Source organism: Oceanihabitans sediminis, assembly GCF_003337215.1.
GTDB classification, from domain to species: Bacteria; Bacteroidota; Bacteroidia; order Flavobacteriales; family Flavobacteriaceae; genus Oceanihabitans; species Oceanihabitans sediminis.
Window position 1 is genome coordinate 328,982 of the sequence record NZ_QPIG01000002.1, and the last position, 16,619, is coordinate 345,600.

The following is a 16,619-nucleotide window of genomic DNA, read 5'->3' on the forward strand; positions in this document are numbered from 1 at the left end:
TTATTATGATACATATATACCACAATAACAGATGTAGTAAATCTCGAAGTGCATTAGAGGTGTTAAAAAATTCTGGTGAAGAGTTTGAAGTAATTAATTACCTTGAAACAAATCCAGACAAAGAAGAGCTTGAAAAATTAATAAAGCTTTTAAACATAAAACCAATAGAGTTAGTTAGAAAAAACGAAGCTATTTGGAAAGAAAACTATAAAGGAAAAACCTTAACAGACCTAGAGGTTATTGAGGCAATGGCGCAACACCCAAAACTTATAGAAAGGCCAATTGTAGTAAAAGACAATAAAGCTGTAATTGGTAGACCTACAGAACTAGTTATAGATTTATTAAAGTAAAACATTCAATTACCCCAAATCCCCTACACCTACTTAATTATGATTTTAATATATCACGATCCTAATTCGATCGAGTCCATTGAGTGTCTCAATATTTTAAAAAAGAACAAAAAGAAACATAAAATTGTAAAGTATCTTGAAAATCCACCTACAGAAAACAAACTAAAAAAAATTGTTAACAAATTAGATATAAGACCTTATAATTTGATTAAAACAGAAGATTCTCTGTGGAAGGAACATTATCAAGAATTTGTAAAAAATGAAGGAGATTTTGAAGATATAGAATACATTAAAGTTCTTACAGAATTTCCACAACTCATTAGAACACCAATAGTTGTAGAAGGAAAAAAAGCAGTTTTATGTGACCCTCCTGAAAAGGTTTTTTCTTTTATAAACGAATAATCCTAAAGCTTCAAATACCAATAAATTTGAGGCTTTTTTTATTTAACAAAGATTTAACCATAAGCCTTTAAACCAATCTATATTTTTGCGGTCTTAAGCTAAAAACTAATTATGACTAGAAATTTATTTGTATTTATTTGCATTGCATTTTTTACCTTAAGTTCCTTTGCACAAAAGGAAATAAAGGTAACAGGATTCATTATTGAACAAGACACCCAACAACCATTAGAATATGCAACTGTTGCGTTTTTCAGTAAAGCTGAAAACAGAATGATTACAGGTGGAATTACAGACCAAAAAGGTCATTTCAACATTCCGGTACCTGTTGGATTATATGATATTTCAGTAGAATTTATTGGCTTTGGAACTAAAACAATTCCTAATCAAAACTTAACCAAAAACACAAACCTAAAAACCATCTATTTATCTGAAGATGCAGAGTCTCTTGGAGAAATTGAGATTATTGCAGAACGTACTACAGTTGAAATTAAATTAGATAAAAAAATATATAGCGTAGGAAAAGACCTAACCGTTCGTGGTGGAACAGTAAGTGATGTTCTTGACAACGTACCTTCTGTTGCTGTAGATGTAGAAGGGAACGTTTCCTTACGTGGACAAGACAACGTTCGTATTTTAATTAACGGAAAACCTTCTGGTTTAGTTGGTTTAAATTCAACAGATGCATTACGCCAATTACCAGCAGAATCTATTGAAAAAGTAGAAGTTATTACTTCTCCTTCTGCAAGATATGATTCAGAAGGAACAGCAGGTATTTTAAATATTATTTTAAAAAGAAGTAAAATACAAGGGTTCAACGGTGCAATTACTACAAATGCAGGATATGATCCTTCTGCAGGTATTTCTGGAAATATCAACTACAGAACAGGAGATGTAAATATCTTCAATACTACAGGATATAGCTACAGAGAAGTTCCTGGAAGTTCTTATACAAACACTACTTATAAAGCTACAGGTAATACAACCGAAGAAACTAGAGAGTTTGAAAGAGTTCGTAAAGGATTCAACACAAACCTAGGTGTTGAATGGTATATTAATGATTCTGCTTCCTTAACTACTTCTGTTTTTTATAGAGATAGCAATAACGAAAGCAATACTACTAACGAATTTTTACAATTTGACAATAACTACAATTTAATTGGAGATAATATTCGTTTCGACCCAGAAGTTGAAGATGATAAAACTATTCAATATGCAGCTAACTTCACAAAGAATTTCGAAACAAGTGGTCACAAACTTTCTTTCGACTTTCAATATGAAGACAGTACAGAAGATCAAAACTCTTTAGTTACTGTAGATGGTTTAACAAGTGAAATGGTTGAAAAATTAGAAGACCAAAGCAGAATTTTATTACAAGGGGATTATGTATTACCACTTGGTGAAAATGCACAATTTGAATTAGGTTACCGCGGAAACTTCAACAACCAATCAACAGACTATAAAGTTGAAATATTAGATGAAGACACAAACGATTTTGTTATTGATAACAAATTATCAAACCTATTAAACTATAAAGAATATATCAACGCTGTTTATTCTCAATACGGAAGCAAACACGGTAAATTCTCTTACCTTTTAGGTTTACGTTTAGAAAATACGCAAGTTACTATAGACCAACCTACAAGTGGTGATTTTAAAAAGAAAAACTACACTGGTTTATTCCCAACAGTTAACTTAAACTACGAATTAACAGAAGACGAAAGTGTAACCTTAGGATACAGCAGACGTTTACGTAGAGCTCGTTCTTGGTTTATCAACCCATTCCCTTCTCGTTCTAGTGTTACTAGTATCTTCCAAGGAAACCCTGATTTAGATCCAAGTTATTCTGGGACTTTCGATTTAGGATATATTAACCGTTTTGGTAAATTTATGTTCAACTCTTCGGCTTACTACCAACACGCTACAGATGTATTTAACTTTGTAAGCTTTGATACAGGTGAAACTGTTGTTGTTAATGGTGAAGATGTACCAGTTATTCAACGTACACCTATTAACCTTTCAAGCGAAGACAGATATGGTTTTGAATTTACTTTAAGCTATAGAGCTTCTCGTAAATTTAATACAAGTGCAAACTTTAACGTATTTAAATCTAAATCTGAAGGTGTAGACCCTAATGGTGTAGACTTAGGAAGCGAAAACACAAGCTGGTTTGCTAGATTAAATACAAAATATACTTTACCTGCTGATATTGAATGGCAAACGAGTATGTTTTACCGTGGACCTAGTGAAGATGCTCAAAACAAACGTGATGGAGTCTTCTCTACAAACTTAGCATTTAGTAAAGACCTATTAAATGATAGAGCTTCTATCGCATTTAATGTAAGTGACTTATTTAACTCTAGAAAACGTATTATGGACACCAATACTGATACTTTTATTAGTTCAAGTGAATTCCAATGGAGAAAGCGTAGCTTTAATCTATCATTTACATATAGATTCAACCAACAGAAAAAGAGAGAGCGTACAAGAGGAAATGGAGGAGACGAAATGGAATTTGAAGGATAAAATCTCTTAATAATTTAAATAAAAAAGCGAAGCAAGTTTGAAACTTGCTTCGCTTTTTTATTTGAGTAAATTTTAATTAATTGATTTTATAGAAAATTAATTGTAGGGTACAAAAAAAAGGGAAACTCAATGAGTTTCCCTTTTTTAATATTTATAATATGAAGCTTAAGCGTCTTGCCCAGCTTTTTTCTCGTCTCTTTTCTCTTTTAAGAACTCCATTAAAGATCCACCAATCCAATAAGGTATAACAAAAGTTAATAAAAATATCATTAACCAGAAACCTATAGTTAAAATGGTTAAGAATGCTAAAAATCCTAAATATTGATCAAATTCAAACATAATTAATTGGTATCTTTTTTTTAATAATATTACTTTTCGCCTTTAGCATCAAAGTATCTGAATGCAAATATAAATCAAAGAGTGTTTTTATGCAATTTAAAATGTATAATTATTAACAGACTTATTAAGATTGTTTCTACTCTTTATAAATATGTAATTTTTATTACTTCAAACACTCGTTCTCCTGTAGCTAGTTTTAAAATAGCTTGCTCCCCTACTTTCTTATTTGTCAATAATCTAGCAATTGGTGATATAAAGGAAATTTTACCTTTTGCAATATCTGCTTCATCAACGCCAACTATTTGGTATTTCTGAAAATTCTTATCATTTCCAATTTTTAAAGTAACTGTTGCACCAAATCGTACTTCTTGTTGTGGTTGATTTTCTAGATCTACAACCTTAGCTGTAGTTATTCGGTTTTGTAATAATTGTAATTTAGCATTAATATGATTTACAACAATGCGCCTTTCCTTTTCGTTTATAGCATCTAAATTATCTCTTTCATTTATAAGCGACTGTTTTTCCTCTAAAAGCTGATTCATTCCTACCGGAGTCACATAGTTTGTTACTCCTTCTGGCAAATCTGCTCTTGGTGGTACAATAGGAATTTCCTCTTGATCATCTTCTTTTACAAATCCCCTACTCATTGTTTATAGCTTATAGTATTTCTGTTTTCTAATAAATTTACTAAAAATAATTCATTAAGAAAAACTAGCCTCTAATGGTTTAAAATGTACTTTAAAAACATTCTTTCCCTTATTAGAATAAGTCATTTCACCGTGAAGTTGTTCTGCTAAAATTAAAATAAGATGCACTCCTAATGATTCTGATTCTTCAAAATTAAAGTCATCTGGTAAACCAGAACCACTATCTGAATACTCTAATGTATAATGATCACTTTCTTTAAAAATGGATATTTCTAAGCTATTATCCTTATCCTTTTTAAATGCAAACTTATAGGAATTGGTTATCAACTCATTCAAAATAAGCCCTAAATTGGCGGTTGTATCTGCATCAAAAATTAACTCCTTATCTATATTAATTATCTTCTTAACATTAAAATTCCTAACACCAATAGTTTTTTCTACAAACTCTAAAAGTTGCTCACTATATTCTTTGGTTTTAATTTCTTTAAGTGATGCACTATTATAAAGCTGTTCGTGCACTAATGCCATAGAGTGAATTCGGGAAATACTCTCATCTAATGCTGAATGGACTTCTTTACTTTCACTTTCTTCTTGCTGTAAGCTTAGAACCCCAGAAATCATCTGCATATTGTTTTTTATTCTGTGATGTATTTCTTTAATAAGTGTTTCAATTTTCACTAAACTCTTCTCTAAATCTGCATTTGCACCACGTAATTTTATATTTAAATCTTTAATACCAAAATACTGATGAGAGATAATTACTATTGCCAAAGAAATTAAGATGTACCATAAATAACCAAAAAACACTACCATATTGGATGTATCTGGCTTGTTTTTGAAGGCACTTCCTATTTTAAGATCTAAACCAAAAACATTAATATTGGAATAAATAAATTCATCCTCCGGAATATTAAAGTTTTTATAATATTCTGCGTCTACATGTTTATTATAGATTGGTGTTTCATTATAAATAACTTCTCGAGTTAAGTCAAAGGAATCTTTTACGATAAACTTATGCACAAATTCACTTTCTTTATCCCCTTCATAAAAATAGTTTAATAAGTACTTTACATTAAGTATTGATGTTAAATAGCCATTAGTAGTTTCTTGCTTGTTTTCTACTTTAAAACTAAAAGGAAAGCCAACCCAACCTTCTTTAACATTTATAGGCGTCATTAAATTAATAGAATCAGACTTCATCAACTCTTCAAATTCCTTTAATCCATGGGCACTCATTAATTCTCTTGCTGAGAGTCCTTTAATGTTAGCAGGATCAATAGATTTTTGAGTAATCACATACTTAAAGACATGATCTTTATCATTATAACTAACTACAATAGAATCATTAAATTTAATTTCATTAAGTAAGTCGTTTAAATAATTTTGAAGTTCTGACTCATTTGGAAAAGTAGGTGAGTTTTTAATATGACTTTTAATAGATGAAACTATTGCCGCATAAACATCAAAACCAGCTTTTGCACTTATAATAGCATCAGAATGTGTTTTGTGTAACTTATCCTTTAATTTATTTTCTTCTAATTCTTGATATGAAGAAATTAATTGATGTAGTAATGCACCTCCAAAACAAAGTAGTAAAATAACTACTATCAGGTATTTATTTAATTTCATTATAGAAAATTATTCTTAAAATTCGAGGCAAAAGAGGGAGATTACAAAAGTAATTTATTTAATACTTTTTTTAGTCATTTATTTGTTAAAAATATAAAAATCAGAAATCTATTACCTCTGTTTAATGACATGGTTTTATATTAGCGGTCTTTAAAAAAAAAAAACAATTAATTAGCCCCTTTATGAAAAATATATTTTCAAACTTACTTTTCAAAGTTTTTATTGCAATTGTTTTAGGTATACTATTCGGTCAATATTTACCTGAGTCTATAAACAGAATATTTACAACTTTTAATGCTTTTTTCGGACAGTTCTTAAGCTTTTCTATTCCATTAATTATCATGGGTTTAATCATGCCTGCCATTTCTGATTTAGGAAAAGGAGCAGGTAAATTACTGTTAATTACAACTATAATAGCCTATGGTTCTACTTTATTTTCTGGATTTATAACATATTTCACCACATCGAATATATTTCCGCAGCTTTTAGAGTCGCATGTAAACAATGCTTCACAAATCTCTGATTCAGGACAAGATCTAATTCCTTATTTTAGTATTAACATACCTCCTATTTTAGATGTTATGTCGGCTTTAGTTTTTGCTTTTATAATAGGTTTAGGTCTTTCTTTTCAAGAGAAATCAAGTTTAAAATTGGTTGTTAAAGATTTTCAAAAAATAATCATGCAACTAATTGAAAATGTAATTGTTCCTCTTTTACCTTTATTTATATTAGGCATATTCGTTAGCATGTCGTTCAATGGTAAAGTGTTTTCCATCCTATCGGTATTCATGAGTATTATTGGTGTAATTTTCGCTCTACACATTTTATTATTACTACTCCAATATACTATAGCAGGAGTGCTTATAAAACAAAACCCTTTAAAACTATTATCTAAAATAATGCCTGCATATTTTACAGCCTTAGGAACGCAGTCTTCTGCTGCTACTATTCCTGTAACTTTAAAACAAACTATAAAAAATGGGGTTTCAGATAAAATAGCAGGTTTCGTTATACCACTGTGCGCAACTATACACCTATCTGGAAGTATTATGAAAATAACCGCATGCGCAATGGCATTAATGATCTTGCAAGGAATGCCTTTCAGCTTTACACTTTTTGCCGGATTTATCTTTGTTTTAGGTATTGCTATGATTGCAGCACCAGGTGTTCCTGGAGGAGCAATAATGGCAGCCGTAGGAATTCTGCAATCTATGTTAGGCTTTAATGAAGAAATGGTCGGTTTAATGATTGCATTATATATAGCTATGGATAGTTTTGGTACAGCCTGCAATGTTAGTGGTGATGGAGCTATTTCTATAGTTGTAGATAAAATAACGAAAGAAAAACTTGTAGCATAACCAACAATAATCCGTTTGATTACAGTTAATTAAAACGCTACTTTATATTAAAATGTAATTCTTTTACAAAAGAATAATTATTTCTAAAACACCTTAAAATAGACTTAAAATTGTAAATTTGCATTTGTTCAAATATTTACATTTTTAAGAATTAAAATAATCAATATATCATTATTAAAGCAATGGAATACAGAATTGAGAAAGACACAATGGGCGAAGTAAAAGTGCCTGCAGATAAACTTTGGGGAGCACAAACAGAACGTTCTCGTAACAACTTTAAAATTGGTGCACCAGCATCTATGCCATTAGAAATTGTACATGGTTTTGCTTATCTTAAAAAAGCAGCTGCTTATACAAACTGTGAACTTGGTGCCTTAGCCGTTGAAAAACGTGATCTTATTGCAAAAGTTTGTGATGAAATTCTAACTGGAATGCACGATGATCAATTTCCACTAGTTATTTGGCAAACAGGTTCTGGTACGCAAAGTAACATGAACGTAAATGAGGTTATTGCAAATAGAGCACACCAAATTGCCGGTAATGTTATAGGCGAAGGTGAAAAAACAATTCAACCAAATGATGATGTAAACAAATCACAATCTTCAAACGACACATTCCCAACAGGAATGCATATAGCTGTTTATAAGAAAATCGTAGAAAATACAATTCCTGGAGTAACACAACTTCGAGATACTTTAAAAAAGAAATCAGAAGAATTTAAAGATGTAGTGAAAATAGGAAGAACGCATTTAATGGATGCTACTCCACTTACACTTGGTCAGGAATTTTCTGGCTATGTTTCTCAATTAGACCATGGCTTAAAAGCATTAAACAATACTTTAGAACATTTAAGCGAACTTGCTTTAGGAGGAACTGCTGTAGGAACAGGTTTAAACACACCAAAAGGTTACGCGAAACGTGTTAGCGAATATATTGCTGAATTTACAGGACTACCTTTTATTACTGCTCCAAATAAATTTGAAGCGCTTGCTGCTCACGATGCTTTTGTAGAAACACACGGTGCCTTAAAACAACTAGCAGTTTCATTAAATAAAATTGCAAACGATATTCGTATGATGGCTTCTGGTCCTCGTTCTGGAATTGGAGAAATCATTATTCCTGCTAACGAACCTGGAAGTTCTATTATGCCAGGAAAAGTAAACCCAACACAATGTGAAGCTTTAACTATGGTTTGTGCACAAGTTATGGGTAATGATGTTGCTGTTACTGTTGGTGGTACACAAGGACATTATGAATTAAATGTTTTTAAACCAATGATGGCTGCAAACTTATTACAATCAGCACAACTTATTGGTGATGCTTGTGTAAGTTTTGATGTAAACTGTGCTGCAGGTATCGAACCAAACCACGCAGTTATTAAAGAGTTATTAAACAATTCTTTAATGCTTGTGACTGCTTTAAATACTAAAATAGGATACTATAAGGCTGCAGAAATTGCAAACACAGCACACAAAAATGGAACTACTCTTAAAGAGGAAGCTATTAACCTTGGCTACGTTTCAGCTGAAGACTATGATGCTTGGGTAAAACCAGAAGACATGGTTGGTGGTTTGAAATAGACTGTCTTTATTTAAAAAAAATTAAGCGTTAGCAAATTGCTAACGCTTTTTTATTTTCTTAATTTTAGCATTTATAATATAAGTCTATGACAACACTAATAACAAACATAAAAGAACTACTTCAAGTTAGAGATACAAACGTATTGAAACTCTCTGGAGAAGAAATGAAAACACTTCCTACAATTAAAAATGCTTTTCTTTTAATCAAGCATGATACTATTGTAGAATACGGAAAAATGGAAGAACTTACTTCTTTAGAAGCAGATCAAGTAATCGATGCAACAGGTAAAATAGTTTTACCTACTTGGTGTGATTCCCATACACACATAGTATATGCTGGTAACAGAGAACAAGAATTTGTAGACAGAATAAATGGCCTAAGCTATGAAGATATTGCAAATCGTGGTGGTGGAATTTTAAATTCTGCCGAAAAACTTCAAAATACAAGCGAAGATGAATTATACGAACAATCTATTCATAGACTAAAACATGTAATGAAACTTGGTACTGGAGCTATCGAGATTAAATCTGGTTACGGATTAACAACCGATTCCGAATTAAAGATGCTTCGTGTTATAAAGCGAATTAAAAAGGAATTTCCTGTTAAGGTAAAAGCTACATTTTTAGGAGCTCATGCATTACCAAAAGCTTATAAAGAAGACAAAAAAGGCTACCTTGACTTGATGATAAACGAGATGCTTCCTAAAATTAAAGAAGAAAATCTAGCACATTACGTAGATGTGTTTTGTGAAAAAGGATACTTCGATTTAGAAGATACAGAGCGTATTATAGAAGCTGGAAAAAAACACGGATTGACGCCTAAAATACACGTGAATCAGTTTAATGCTTTTGGCGGAATTGCCCTTAGTGTTAAACACGGTGCACTTTCTGTAGATCATTTAGAAGAGCTAAAAGATGAAGATATTGAAGCCTTAAAAGGCAGTAAAACTATTGCTGTTGCTTTACCTTCCTGTTCTTACTTTTTAAGTATTCCTTATACTCCAGCAAGAAAAATTATAGATGCAGGACTACCACTAGCTTTAGCTACAGATTATAACCCAGGCTCTACTCCTAGCGGAAACATGAACTTTGTTGTTAGCACTGCTTGTATTAAAATGAAAATGACACCAGAAGAAGCTATTAACGCAGCGACTATAAATGGTGCTTATGCTATGGGAATTTCTAATGAATACGGAAGTATTACAAGAGGTAAAAAAGCAAATATAATTATTACAAAACCTGTTCCTAGTTATAACTACTTACCTTATTCCTTTGGCGAAAACAATATTGAAACAGTAATTATTAACGGAGAAGTTATTTAATTAGAAACAAAAAAAGCCTGAAACAATTAAGTTTCAGGCTTTTTTATAAAATTATAATTTTACTATCTCAAAGTAAACTCGCTGCTTGATATTAATTCTTTATCATTAAAAACATTCACAATATAGCGTCCTTTTTCAAAATCTTCATCTCTAGGCGCTACAAACTCACAAACATCTAAAGCTACATTTTCGTAGTTAAACTTACTAATTACGCTATAATTTAATGTCTGCTCCCCAAAAGTAACCTGTTCGTTTTCTCCTAAAATATTGTTATTTGGGTCTATAACCTGCACATAAAACTCTTGATCTCCAGCTTGAACTAAATTGTTTTTAGTAACCGTATAACAAACACGAATTTTATCTACTCGTCTTGCTCTTTCTGTAGGAATAAGTTTTCCTGAACTACGTTCTATTACTCCAAATCCTTTTAAACCAACTGTACTTAAAACCTTTGCTGTTTCTACAACTTCTGCTAAAGCTGTATTTTGAACTAAAAGAGAATCTGTAAACATAGTACGCTCTTCTAATCTAACTCTAGTGCTATCTAAAGAAGTGGTTAATAATTGATTTTCTACTTTTAATTTATCATTTTCAACTAAAAGCACATCCATTTCTTTCTGTAATGCAACATATTTCTGTTTGTATCTCCATAAAGTTCCAACATTTGCTTCAGATACCTTTAAAGAATCTATCAAACCTTGAATACGTTCTTTTGCTTCAACTAACTTCTTATTAGTTACTTCATTTTCACCTATAGCAATCTCATATTGTTTTGCCATATTATTCAAATCATTCATGATTAAATCCTTATCCTTAGTAAGTTGGATTTCGTTTTCCTTCTTTTCTTGATAAAGTTGCGAAGCGTAAAAACCGGTTCCTACAAGTAAAGCGATAGCTATACCTAAAGCAACTTTCATTCCTATATTATTATTTTTTTCTGCCATATTTTTTTGTTTTCAAGTTTAATTCCGGAGCTATTATTAGCTCAAATATATTTATTTTAAATTTTTATAATTCTTATTTAGTGTAAAAAATATGTATTTTTAATTCTTAAAAAATAGTTTATTACTTATGGACAAATTGGTTTTATTTAACGATACCAAACTAGATAGCTTATTAAACAAACGCCCAAACGAAACTAAATTTGGCGAACATATTACTACGCTAACTTCAGTCTCTAATATATACGAGCAACTTAAAGATTTAGACGTCACTTATGTTGTAATTGGCTTACCTGAAGATGTAGGGGTTTTCGCAAATTACGGAAAAACAGGCACTTCTAATGCTTTTGAGGCTACAATTAAAATTTTGTTAAATATTCAAAGTAACCAATTCACTAACGCCAAAAAAGTACTTGTTTTAGGTCATTTAGATTTTAAAGAAGAACTTGAAAAATTAAAAACACTAGATCAAAGTAAAAAGAAAGACGTCGCAAAAGCCAGAAAAATTGTTTCTAAAATAGACAAATATGTCACTAGTTTAGTTCACGATATAGTAAAAGCAGGTAAAAAACCAATTATAATTGGTGGCGGACATAATAATGCCTACGGAAATATCAAGGGTACTTCATTAGCGCTTAAAAGCCCTATTAATGCAGTGAATTTTGATGCTCATACCGATTTTAGAGACGAAGAAGGAAGACATAGTGGTAATGGTTTTAGTTACGCTTTCGCGGAAGGATTTCTGAAAAATTACTTTGTTTTCGGTTTACATGAAAATTATACTTCTAGCAATATATTTTCAACCATGAATAAATTGAAAAACATTCAATACAATACTTACGAAGATATTTGTGTACGAAAGAAACTAAAGTTTAAGACTGAAATGGAGCGAGCATTAGAACATGTTGCTTCCAAACCCTTCGGAATTGAAATAGATTGTGATGCTATTCAAAACACTCCTAGTAGTGCAATGACTCCTAGTGGGTTTTCATTAAATAAAGCTAGAAATTTCATCAATTATTTTGCTAGTCATAAAAATGCTAGTTATTTACATATTTGTGAAGCTGCTCCTACTGCAGAAACTGAAACACAGATTGGAAAACTTATCACTTACTTGATAACAGATTTTATAAAGGCTAATGCATAATCCAACCGAATTTGAAGAACTTTAAAATAACTCCAAGATAATTTTTATAAAGAAAAAAATCACAAGCAGAAAAGCTATAGCTATTAATAGCAAAGTTTTAAACTGCCTGTACTTTATAAGATTATCCCACCAATTTTTGTTACTCATTCAAAGTAGGTTTCTCCTCTTTAACTAGTTTTTTTAAAGCTTTAATAGAATCTATCTGACGTTGTAATTTTTCAATTTCTAAAGCCTCTTTATCTATAGATGGAATTGCTTTTATAGAATCTAATATTTTTTGTGCGGTTTCTACTGTTTTAGTTTCATCAACAAAATAGTAACCAATACCTTCACTTGCTCTCCAAGCTTCGTTTAATTGGTTGTAAACCGTTTCTTCCCATAAACTAGGTTTCTTAGCGTCAATCCAAATAACATCTCGGTATTCGCTATCTATTAGAGCTAAATCTGGAGTTGCAGATCCGTCAAACTGTGAATTTTCATCTCGTACTGCAGAAATAGTTCCTAAAAAGAACATACGCTTTCTACCTGCAAGATCTTTAATATAAGGTCTAAATTCAACCGGTTTATTTACCGACCAATCGTATTCTTTTCTAGATTCAATCACTTTTAACGGCATTGCAGAAACTCCGGCATAACCTTGTTTTTTTGCTGCATGGTCATAGTAATACAATTTATCTGTTCCGTCTGCAGGAATAAAAACACTAAAAGTTAAACTTGTTCGCTCATCTCCTACTGGCTCTAAGCCAAACCAATGATATAATCCGCTATAAGCACTTATTTTAGTGTCCGTAAAATCAAAATCGGTAACAAATGGCTGCTGATTTTGGTCGTTTGGTAACACAGGAATCTTAACTGCTGTTTTCATATTCCATGGCAACGGATCACTAAATCCGCCTAAGAATTTTAAAGATTCTGCTTGTAAACGAGAAACCTTTTCAGATAAAGTATTTTGTCTTGTTAGGTATGGATAGTTATTCATTTCTTCTGGAGAAATATAAGTTCCTTTTCCTATTACAATACGCTCTAAATAATCTTTAAAATCATGTTCGCCACTTTCAATAACCATTACTCCTCCAAAAGTTGGGTACGGAAAGAAAAAGCCTTTCCATTTAATTAAGCTCACAACCTCAACCCATTTTCCAGCATCATCTTTCATATAGTAAGTGTCGCTTGGCTCATAATTAAAAAGCATCCACGGATTAAAACGCTGCACTACCGCATTGTAAGTGTTTCGGCTAAACTTTAAAGATTCTCCTATAGAAAAAGTTACGGATATACGATTTTCGCTTGAGAAACGAGGAAATGGAGTTGTACTTGATACAGCAAATACTTCTTCTGTATTATCACTCATTCCTTGCCAAACGTATTTTTCTGTTGGCTGTATTGCCATTGTCCATTTATTAATTCCGTCAACACGTACAAGATGTGGAAGAGAAACATCTTTAGTTTCGCCTACACTTTCGTTCGCCATGGAATAAATATTTCTTAATGGCTGAATTCTTTCGTTTCGCGTAAGAGGCAATTCTTCTATTTCAATTTTATTCAAATCATTAAAAACATTGTAGGTTTTAGCATATTCATACATTTTAAACTGCCAACCAACTAAATAAATCATTACGAAGAAAATCGTCATCATGACCAAAGTTCCTGTTCTAGTAACTCCAGATGCTGAACGTCGGAATTTTCTAAAACCTAAAAACAAAACCAATACACTAAGCAGAATGACAAAAATGTATTTTCTTAGATATAATAAGGCTGGTTGATAATCATCACGCATCACAAATAATATAACAAGCAGAATAAGTGAAAATAGTATCACTCGCTTTTTTTGCTTTGAACCTTTATTCCAGTAGTTTTTAATCATAGTATTTTGTTCGTTCTGTTTATGCAGAAGTTTTTTTTCTATTTTTTTAGACTCTAAATTATAGTAATCCTTTGTCTTTTAATCGTTCTCTAGCACTTTTAGATTCCTCTTTTGCTTCCTTATCAACTTCCTCTTTTACTTCATCTTCATTTTCTAAGAGGTTTTCTCCTTTTTCTTTTAGATCCCCTATGAGGTCCTTTCCTTTTTCAATAGTTTCGTTAAAAACTCCTTCAAAAGATTCACTTTTTTCGTCAATTATTTCACCTGATTTAAAAACTAGATTTGCTATATAAGTTCCTAATAAAATACCGACTATAGAAGACGCAAAAATAGAAACTCCGTAATAATTACTAAAAACTTTAAAGGGAGTTAAAAACTGAAAAACAACAGCTATAAATAAAAAGGCCCCAGCAACATAAAGAAATCTTGGCATAAACGCTTGTTTATAAACGAAGCCTTTTTTGTCGGAAGGTTTCATTTGTAAATCTTTAGAATTTACTAGTTTGTTTACAAAACGATAGAAGCCATTGCCGTTGGATTCTCGCCAATAAATAAATATTCCGAAGAGTATTGCTGCAATAAAAATAATAACTTCTAATCCCATTTGTTTGTTTTAATAACTTCCTACTAAATTAGTCTAATTTCTTTAAATATTGTTACGAATAGTTTTAATAACCCAATCTTTCATAGTGTCTGGCCAAGTTTCATAAGTTTTATAAAACTGCTCTTTATCATACCAATACAGAAACAAAACATCTTTTGCAGAAACATTAACCAAAAGTTTCCAAATTAAATCTTGATGTCTTGCATGTAAGGAGGAATGCGGTTTATGCAAAGCATCGTAAAATTTCTGCTCTACCAAATCCGGTATTTTAAAAGCATTACTTCGTGCTATTCTTTCTAAATAAATTTCTACTCCATTTACTCTTTTTATCGCTTCAGCATCTATAGCATTCAAATATTTTCTAAAAAGAACCTCATCGTCTAAAATATCTACAATAGGATGTTTGGTTTCTTTTAATTCCTGAAACAACATCATTTTTTTAACACGCTGGTACTGCGTTGTATTAAGCATTGCTTTTAACTCGCATTCAATAATTAAATGATCGCGAAGCTTTTTCATAAGTTCTGGCTGCTCTATATGGTAAATCAATACATCATGAATCGTATCTTTTATAGCTTGTTTGTAGGTTTTGATATCTTCAAAAACCACAATGTCGCTTATAAAATTACGTAAAACATAAATTCCGCCAAGAGCTCTAGTGTAAAAGGAATCTGTTTGAAAGAAAATAGCTGGTAATTCTAAATCTCTATGACGTAAATCGCCATAGGTTTTTGCAGAATCTAATAATTGTTGTTGCAGAACTTCATCTATAAAATTATTATCTTTTCTAAATTTTTCAATGAGTTCTAACTGCTCTTTTTGCTTAGAATACAGCTCGTTAATTAGATGAAAATTAATAGTAACCGATTGGTATTTTAAAACATCTAAAGGTTCGTAAAATGCATCAATATGTTGGTTAAAATCTAAGCAAATAGCACAATCGCGAGTAATATCATTAATTTTTGTTTCGTAGGAATTAAAAATGAATTTCATCATTTCCCTATCAAAAGTATGATATGGAAGGTATACAGGCTTCCCTTTTTGTAGGGGAGTAATAATTATTCCGTGCGGATTTGCATCACCGTGATTTAGATAATGTATATGCTCTTTTTCTTGTGCAATTTCTGGGCTCCAGCCTTTTCCGTCTATAGAAAAACTAGTGAGTTTCGTTTCTTCAAATCCTAATTTCACAAGGCATTTGTTGTAACGCTCTACCAACTTTCCGCTGATTGGAATTAATTCGCTTTGGTATAAATTTGCTTCTATTAATTTTTGCATGATTACTTTCCGCGAAAGCGGGAATCTTTATCTTGTTTTAATGTATCTGTTATTGAAGTAATTTATTTATTTGTGCATACTGCAATAACATAATGGTTTTTGCGTCTATGATTTCTTGATTATTCATCATTTCTACAGCTTTTGAAAATGGAACTTCTAAAACTTCAATTTCTTCGTTTTCACTTTCTAACCCTCCTCCTTCATTTATTTTCATCGCGTCTGTATATGCTGCTATAAACAAATACATTTTTTCTGTAACAGCTCCTGGCGAAGTATAGGCTTCTAACACCTTGGTTGCTTCTTTTATTTTATAGCCAACCTCTTCTTCTACCTCTCTAATTATACAGGTTTCGGCATCTTCATTTTTATCCATCGCTCCTGCACAAACTTCAATAGACATACCATCATTTTTATTGTTAATATAAGCCGGCATTCTAAACTGCTTGGTTAGAATAACCGTGTTTTTTTCTACATTATACAATAAAATACAGGTTCCATCTCCTCTATCATAACTCTCCCTTGAAATACGTTTCCAGCTTCCATCTTTAAACTGAAAATCATAATCAACTCTATTTAATGTTGCCCATTCTTTTGAAAGGATTGTTGTATTTATATTTTTAAGTTTAGGCATTGTA

Annotated in this window: 15 protein-coding genes; 7 read left to right on the forward strand and 8 right to left on the reverse strand. The window is 31.3% G+C overall.

What is annotated here, in order from left to right:
• The first annotated feature begins 5 nt into the window (after window positions 1-5).
• From arsC to DU428_RS07295, 3 genes are all read left to right on the forward strand, one after another.
• On the forward strand, window positions 6-350 hold the full coding sequence (gene arsC / locus DU428_RS07285) for an arsenate reductase (glutaredoxin) (RefSeq protein WP_072349473.1): 345 nt from the start codon (window positions 6-8) through the stop codon (window positions 348-350).
• A gap of 39 nt (window positions 351-389) precedes the next feature.
• Window positions 390-752, forward strand: coding sequence for an ArsC/Spx/MgsR family protein (locus DU428_RS07290; protein ID WP_113966017.1), 363 nt, complete (start codon window positions 390-392; stop codon window positions 750-752).
• 111 nt (window positions 753-863) lie between these two features.
• Window positions 864-3,275: a TonB-dependent receptor domain-containing protein gene (locus tag DU428_RS07295; RefSeq protein ID WP_072349475.1), complete on the forward strand. Its 2,412-nt coding sequence runs from the start codon at window positions 864-866 to the stop codon at window positions 3,273-3,275.
• A 165-nt stretch (window positions 3,276-3,440) separates the two neighbouring features.
• Here DU428_RS07295 and DU428_RS13400 read toward each other — a convergent pair whose 3' ends face one another.
• The 3 genes from DU428_RS13400 to DU428_RS07305 form a co-directional block, all read right to left on the reverse strand.
• A complete protein-coding gene (locus DU428_RS13400; RefSeq protein WP_165839151.1) occupies window positions 3,441-3,614 on the reverse strand; it encodes a hypothetical protein in 174 nt (57 codons plus the stop codon).
• Between the two features lie 143 nt (window positions 3,615-3,757).
• Window positions 3,758-4,261: a GreA/GreB family elongation factor gene (locus DU428_RS07300; RefSeq protein ID WP_072349476.1), complete on the reverse strand. Its 504-nt coding sequence runs from the start codon at window positions 4,259-4,261 to the stop codon at window positions 3,758-3,760.
• Window positions 4,262-4,315: 54 nt separating this feature from the next.
• Complete coding sequence (locus DU428_RS07305) at window positions 4,316-5,890, reverse strand: sensor histidine kinase (RefSeq protein ID WP_113966016.1); 1,575 nt, start codon at window positions 5,888-5,890, stop codon at window positions 4,316-4,318.
• A gap of 182 nt (window positions 5,891-6,072) precedes the next feature.
• Between DU428_RS07305 and DU428_RS07310 the strand changes: the two genes are divergently transcribed.
• The 3 genes from DU428_RS07310 to hutI all read left to right on the forward strand — a co-directional run bounded on the left by DU428_RS07310 (window position 6,073) and on the right by hutI (window position 10,150).
• The gene (locus DU428_RS07310; RefSeq protein ID WP_113966015.1) at window positions 6,073-7,248 is read left to right on the forward strand and encodes a dicarboxylate/amino acid:cation symporter; all 1,176 of its coding nucleotides are present in this window, start codon (window positions 6,073-6,075) and stop codon (window positions 7,246-7,248) included.
• A 182-nt stretch (window positions 7,249-7,430) separates the two neighbouring features.
• Complete coding sequence (gene fumC / locus DU428_RS07315) at window positions 7,431-8,828, forward strand: class II fumarate hydratase (protein ID WP_113966014.1); 1,398 nt, start codon at window positions 7,431-7,433, stop codon at window positions 8,826-8,828.
• 86 nt (window positions 8,829-8,914) lie between these two features.
• The gene (gene hutI, locus DU428_RS07320; protein WP_072349480.1) at window positions 8,915-10,150 is read left to right on the forward strand and encodes an imidazolonepropionase; all 1,236 of its coding nucleotides are present in this window, start codon (window positions 8,915-8,917) and stop codon (window positions 10,148-10,150) included.
• A 62-nt stretch (window positions 10,151-10,212) separates the two neighbouring features.
• Here hutI and DU428_RS07325 read toward each other — a convergent pair whose 3' ends face one another.
• The gene (locus tag DU428_RS07325) at window positions 10,213-11,094 is read right to left on the reverse strand and encodes a chromosome partitioning protein ParA (protein ID WP_113966013.1); all 882 of its coding nucleotides are present in this window, start codon (window positions 11,092-11,094) and stop codon (window positions 10,213-10,215) included.
• A gap of 127 nt (window positions 11,095-11,221) precedes the next feature.
• On the opposite strand from DU428_RS07325, the gene DU428_RS07330 reads away from it, so the two are divergent.
• Complete coding sequence (locus DU428_RS07330; protein ID WP_113966012.1) at window positions 11,222-12,238, forward strand: formimidoylglutamase; 1,017 nt, start codon at window positions 11,222-11,224, stop codon at window positions 12,236-12,238.
• Window positions 12,239-12,377: 139 nt separating this feature from the next.
• On the opposite strand, the gene DU428_RS07335 is transcribed toward DU428_RS07330, so the two are convergent.
• From DU428_RS07335 to DU428_RS07350, 4 genes are read right to left on the reverse strand one after another with little or no spacing between them, the layout of a single operon-like run.
• Window positions 12,378-14,102 (reverse strand): hypothetical protein, encoded by a 1,725-nt coding sequence (locus DU428_RS07335; RefSeq protein ID WP_113966011.1) that lies wholly within the window; start codon window positions 14,100-14,102, stop codon window positions 12,378-12,380.
• A gap of 58 nt (window positions 14,103-14,160) precedes the next feature.
• Window positions 14,161-14,706, reverse strand: a complete 546-nt coding sequence (locus DU428_RS07340) for a hypothetical protein (RefSeq protein WP_072349484.1) — start codon at window positions 14,704-14,706, stop codon at window positions 14,161-14,163.
• A 42-nt stretch (window positions 14,707-14,748) separates the two neighbouring features.
• Window positions 14,749-15,984, reverse strand: coding sequence for a DUF6638 family protein (locus tag DU428_RS07345; protein ID WP_113966010.1), 1,236 nt, complete (start codon window positions 15,982-15,984; stop codon window positions 14,749-14,751).
• Between the two features lie 49 nt (window positions 15,985-16,033).
• Window positions 16,034-16,615 (reverse strand): NUDIX domain-containing protein, encoded by a 582-nt coding sequence (locus DU428_RS07350; protein WP_113966009.1) that lies wholly within the window; start codon window positions 16,613-16,615, stop codon window positions 16,034-16,036.
• Window positions 16,616-16,619: the final 4 nt, after the last annotated feature.

Excerpts from the sequence above, each read along its gene's own strand:
- arsC (WP_072349473.1), top strand. The coding sequence starts at position 6 with ATGATACATATATACCACAATAACAGATGTAGTAAATCTCGAAGTGCA.
- DU428_RS07290 (WP_113966017.1), top strand. The coding sequence starts at position 390 with ATGATTTTAATATATCACGATCCTAATTCGATCGAGTCCATTGAGTGT.
- DU428_RS07295 (WP_072349475.1), top strand. The coding sequence starts at position 864 with ATGACTAGAAATTTATTTGTATTTATTTGCATTGCATTTTTTACCTTA.
- DU428_RS13400 (WP_165839151.1), bottom strand. The coding sequence starts at position 3,614 with ATGTTTGAATTTGATCAATATTTAGGATTTTTAGCATTCTTAACCATT.
- DU428_RS07300 (WP_072349476.1), bottom strand. The coding sequence starts at position 4,261 with ATGAGTAGGGGATTTGTAAAAGAAGATGATCAAGAGGAAATTCCTATT.
- DU428_RS07305 (WP_113966016.1), bottom strand. The coding sequence starts at position 5,890 with ATGAAATTAAATAAATACCTGATAGTAGTTATTTTACTACTTTGTTTT.
- DU428_RS07310 (WP_113966015.1), top strand. The coding sequence starts at position 6,073 with ATGAAAAATATATTTTCAAACTTACTTTTCAAAGTTTTTATTGCAATT.
- fumC (WP_113966014.1), top strand. The coding sequence starts at position 7,431 with ATGGAATACAGAATTGAGAAAGACACAATGGGCGAAGTAAAAGTGCCT.
- hutI (WP_072349480.1), top strand. The coding sequence starts at position 8,915 with ATGACAACACTAATAACAAACATAAAAGAACTACTTCAAGTTAGAGAT.
- DU428_RS07325 (WP_113966013.1), bottom strand. The coding sequence starts at position 11,094 with ATGGCAGAAAAAAATAATAATATAGGAATGAAAGTTGCTTTAGGTATA.
- DU428_RS07330 (WP_113966012.1), top strand. The coding sequence starts at position 11,222 with ATGGACAAATTGGTTTTATTTAACGATACCAAACTAGATAGCTTATTA.
- DU428_RS07335 (WP_113966011.1), bottom strand. The coding sequence starts at position 14,102 with ATGATTAAAAACTACTGGAATAAAGGTTCAAAGCAAAAAAAGCGAGTG.
- DU428_RS07340 (WP_072349484.1), bottom strand. The coding sequence starts at position 14,706 with ATGGGATTAGAAGTTATTATTTTTATTGCAGCAATACTCTTCGGAATA.
- DU428_RS07345 (WP_113966010.1), bottom strand. The coding sequence starts at position 15,984 with ATGCAAAAATTAATAGAAGCAAATTTATACCAAAGCGAATTAATTCCA.
- DU428_RS07350 (WP_113966009.1), bottom strand. The coding sequence starts at position 16,615 with ATGCCTAAACTTAAAAATATAAATACAACAATCCTTTCAAAAGAATGG.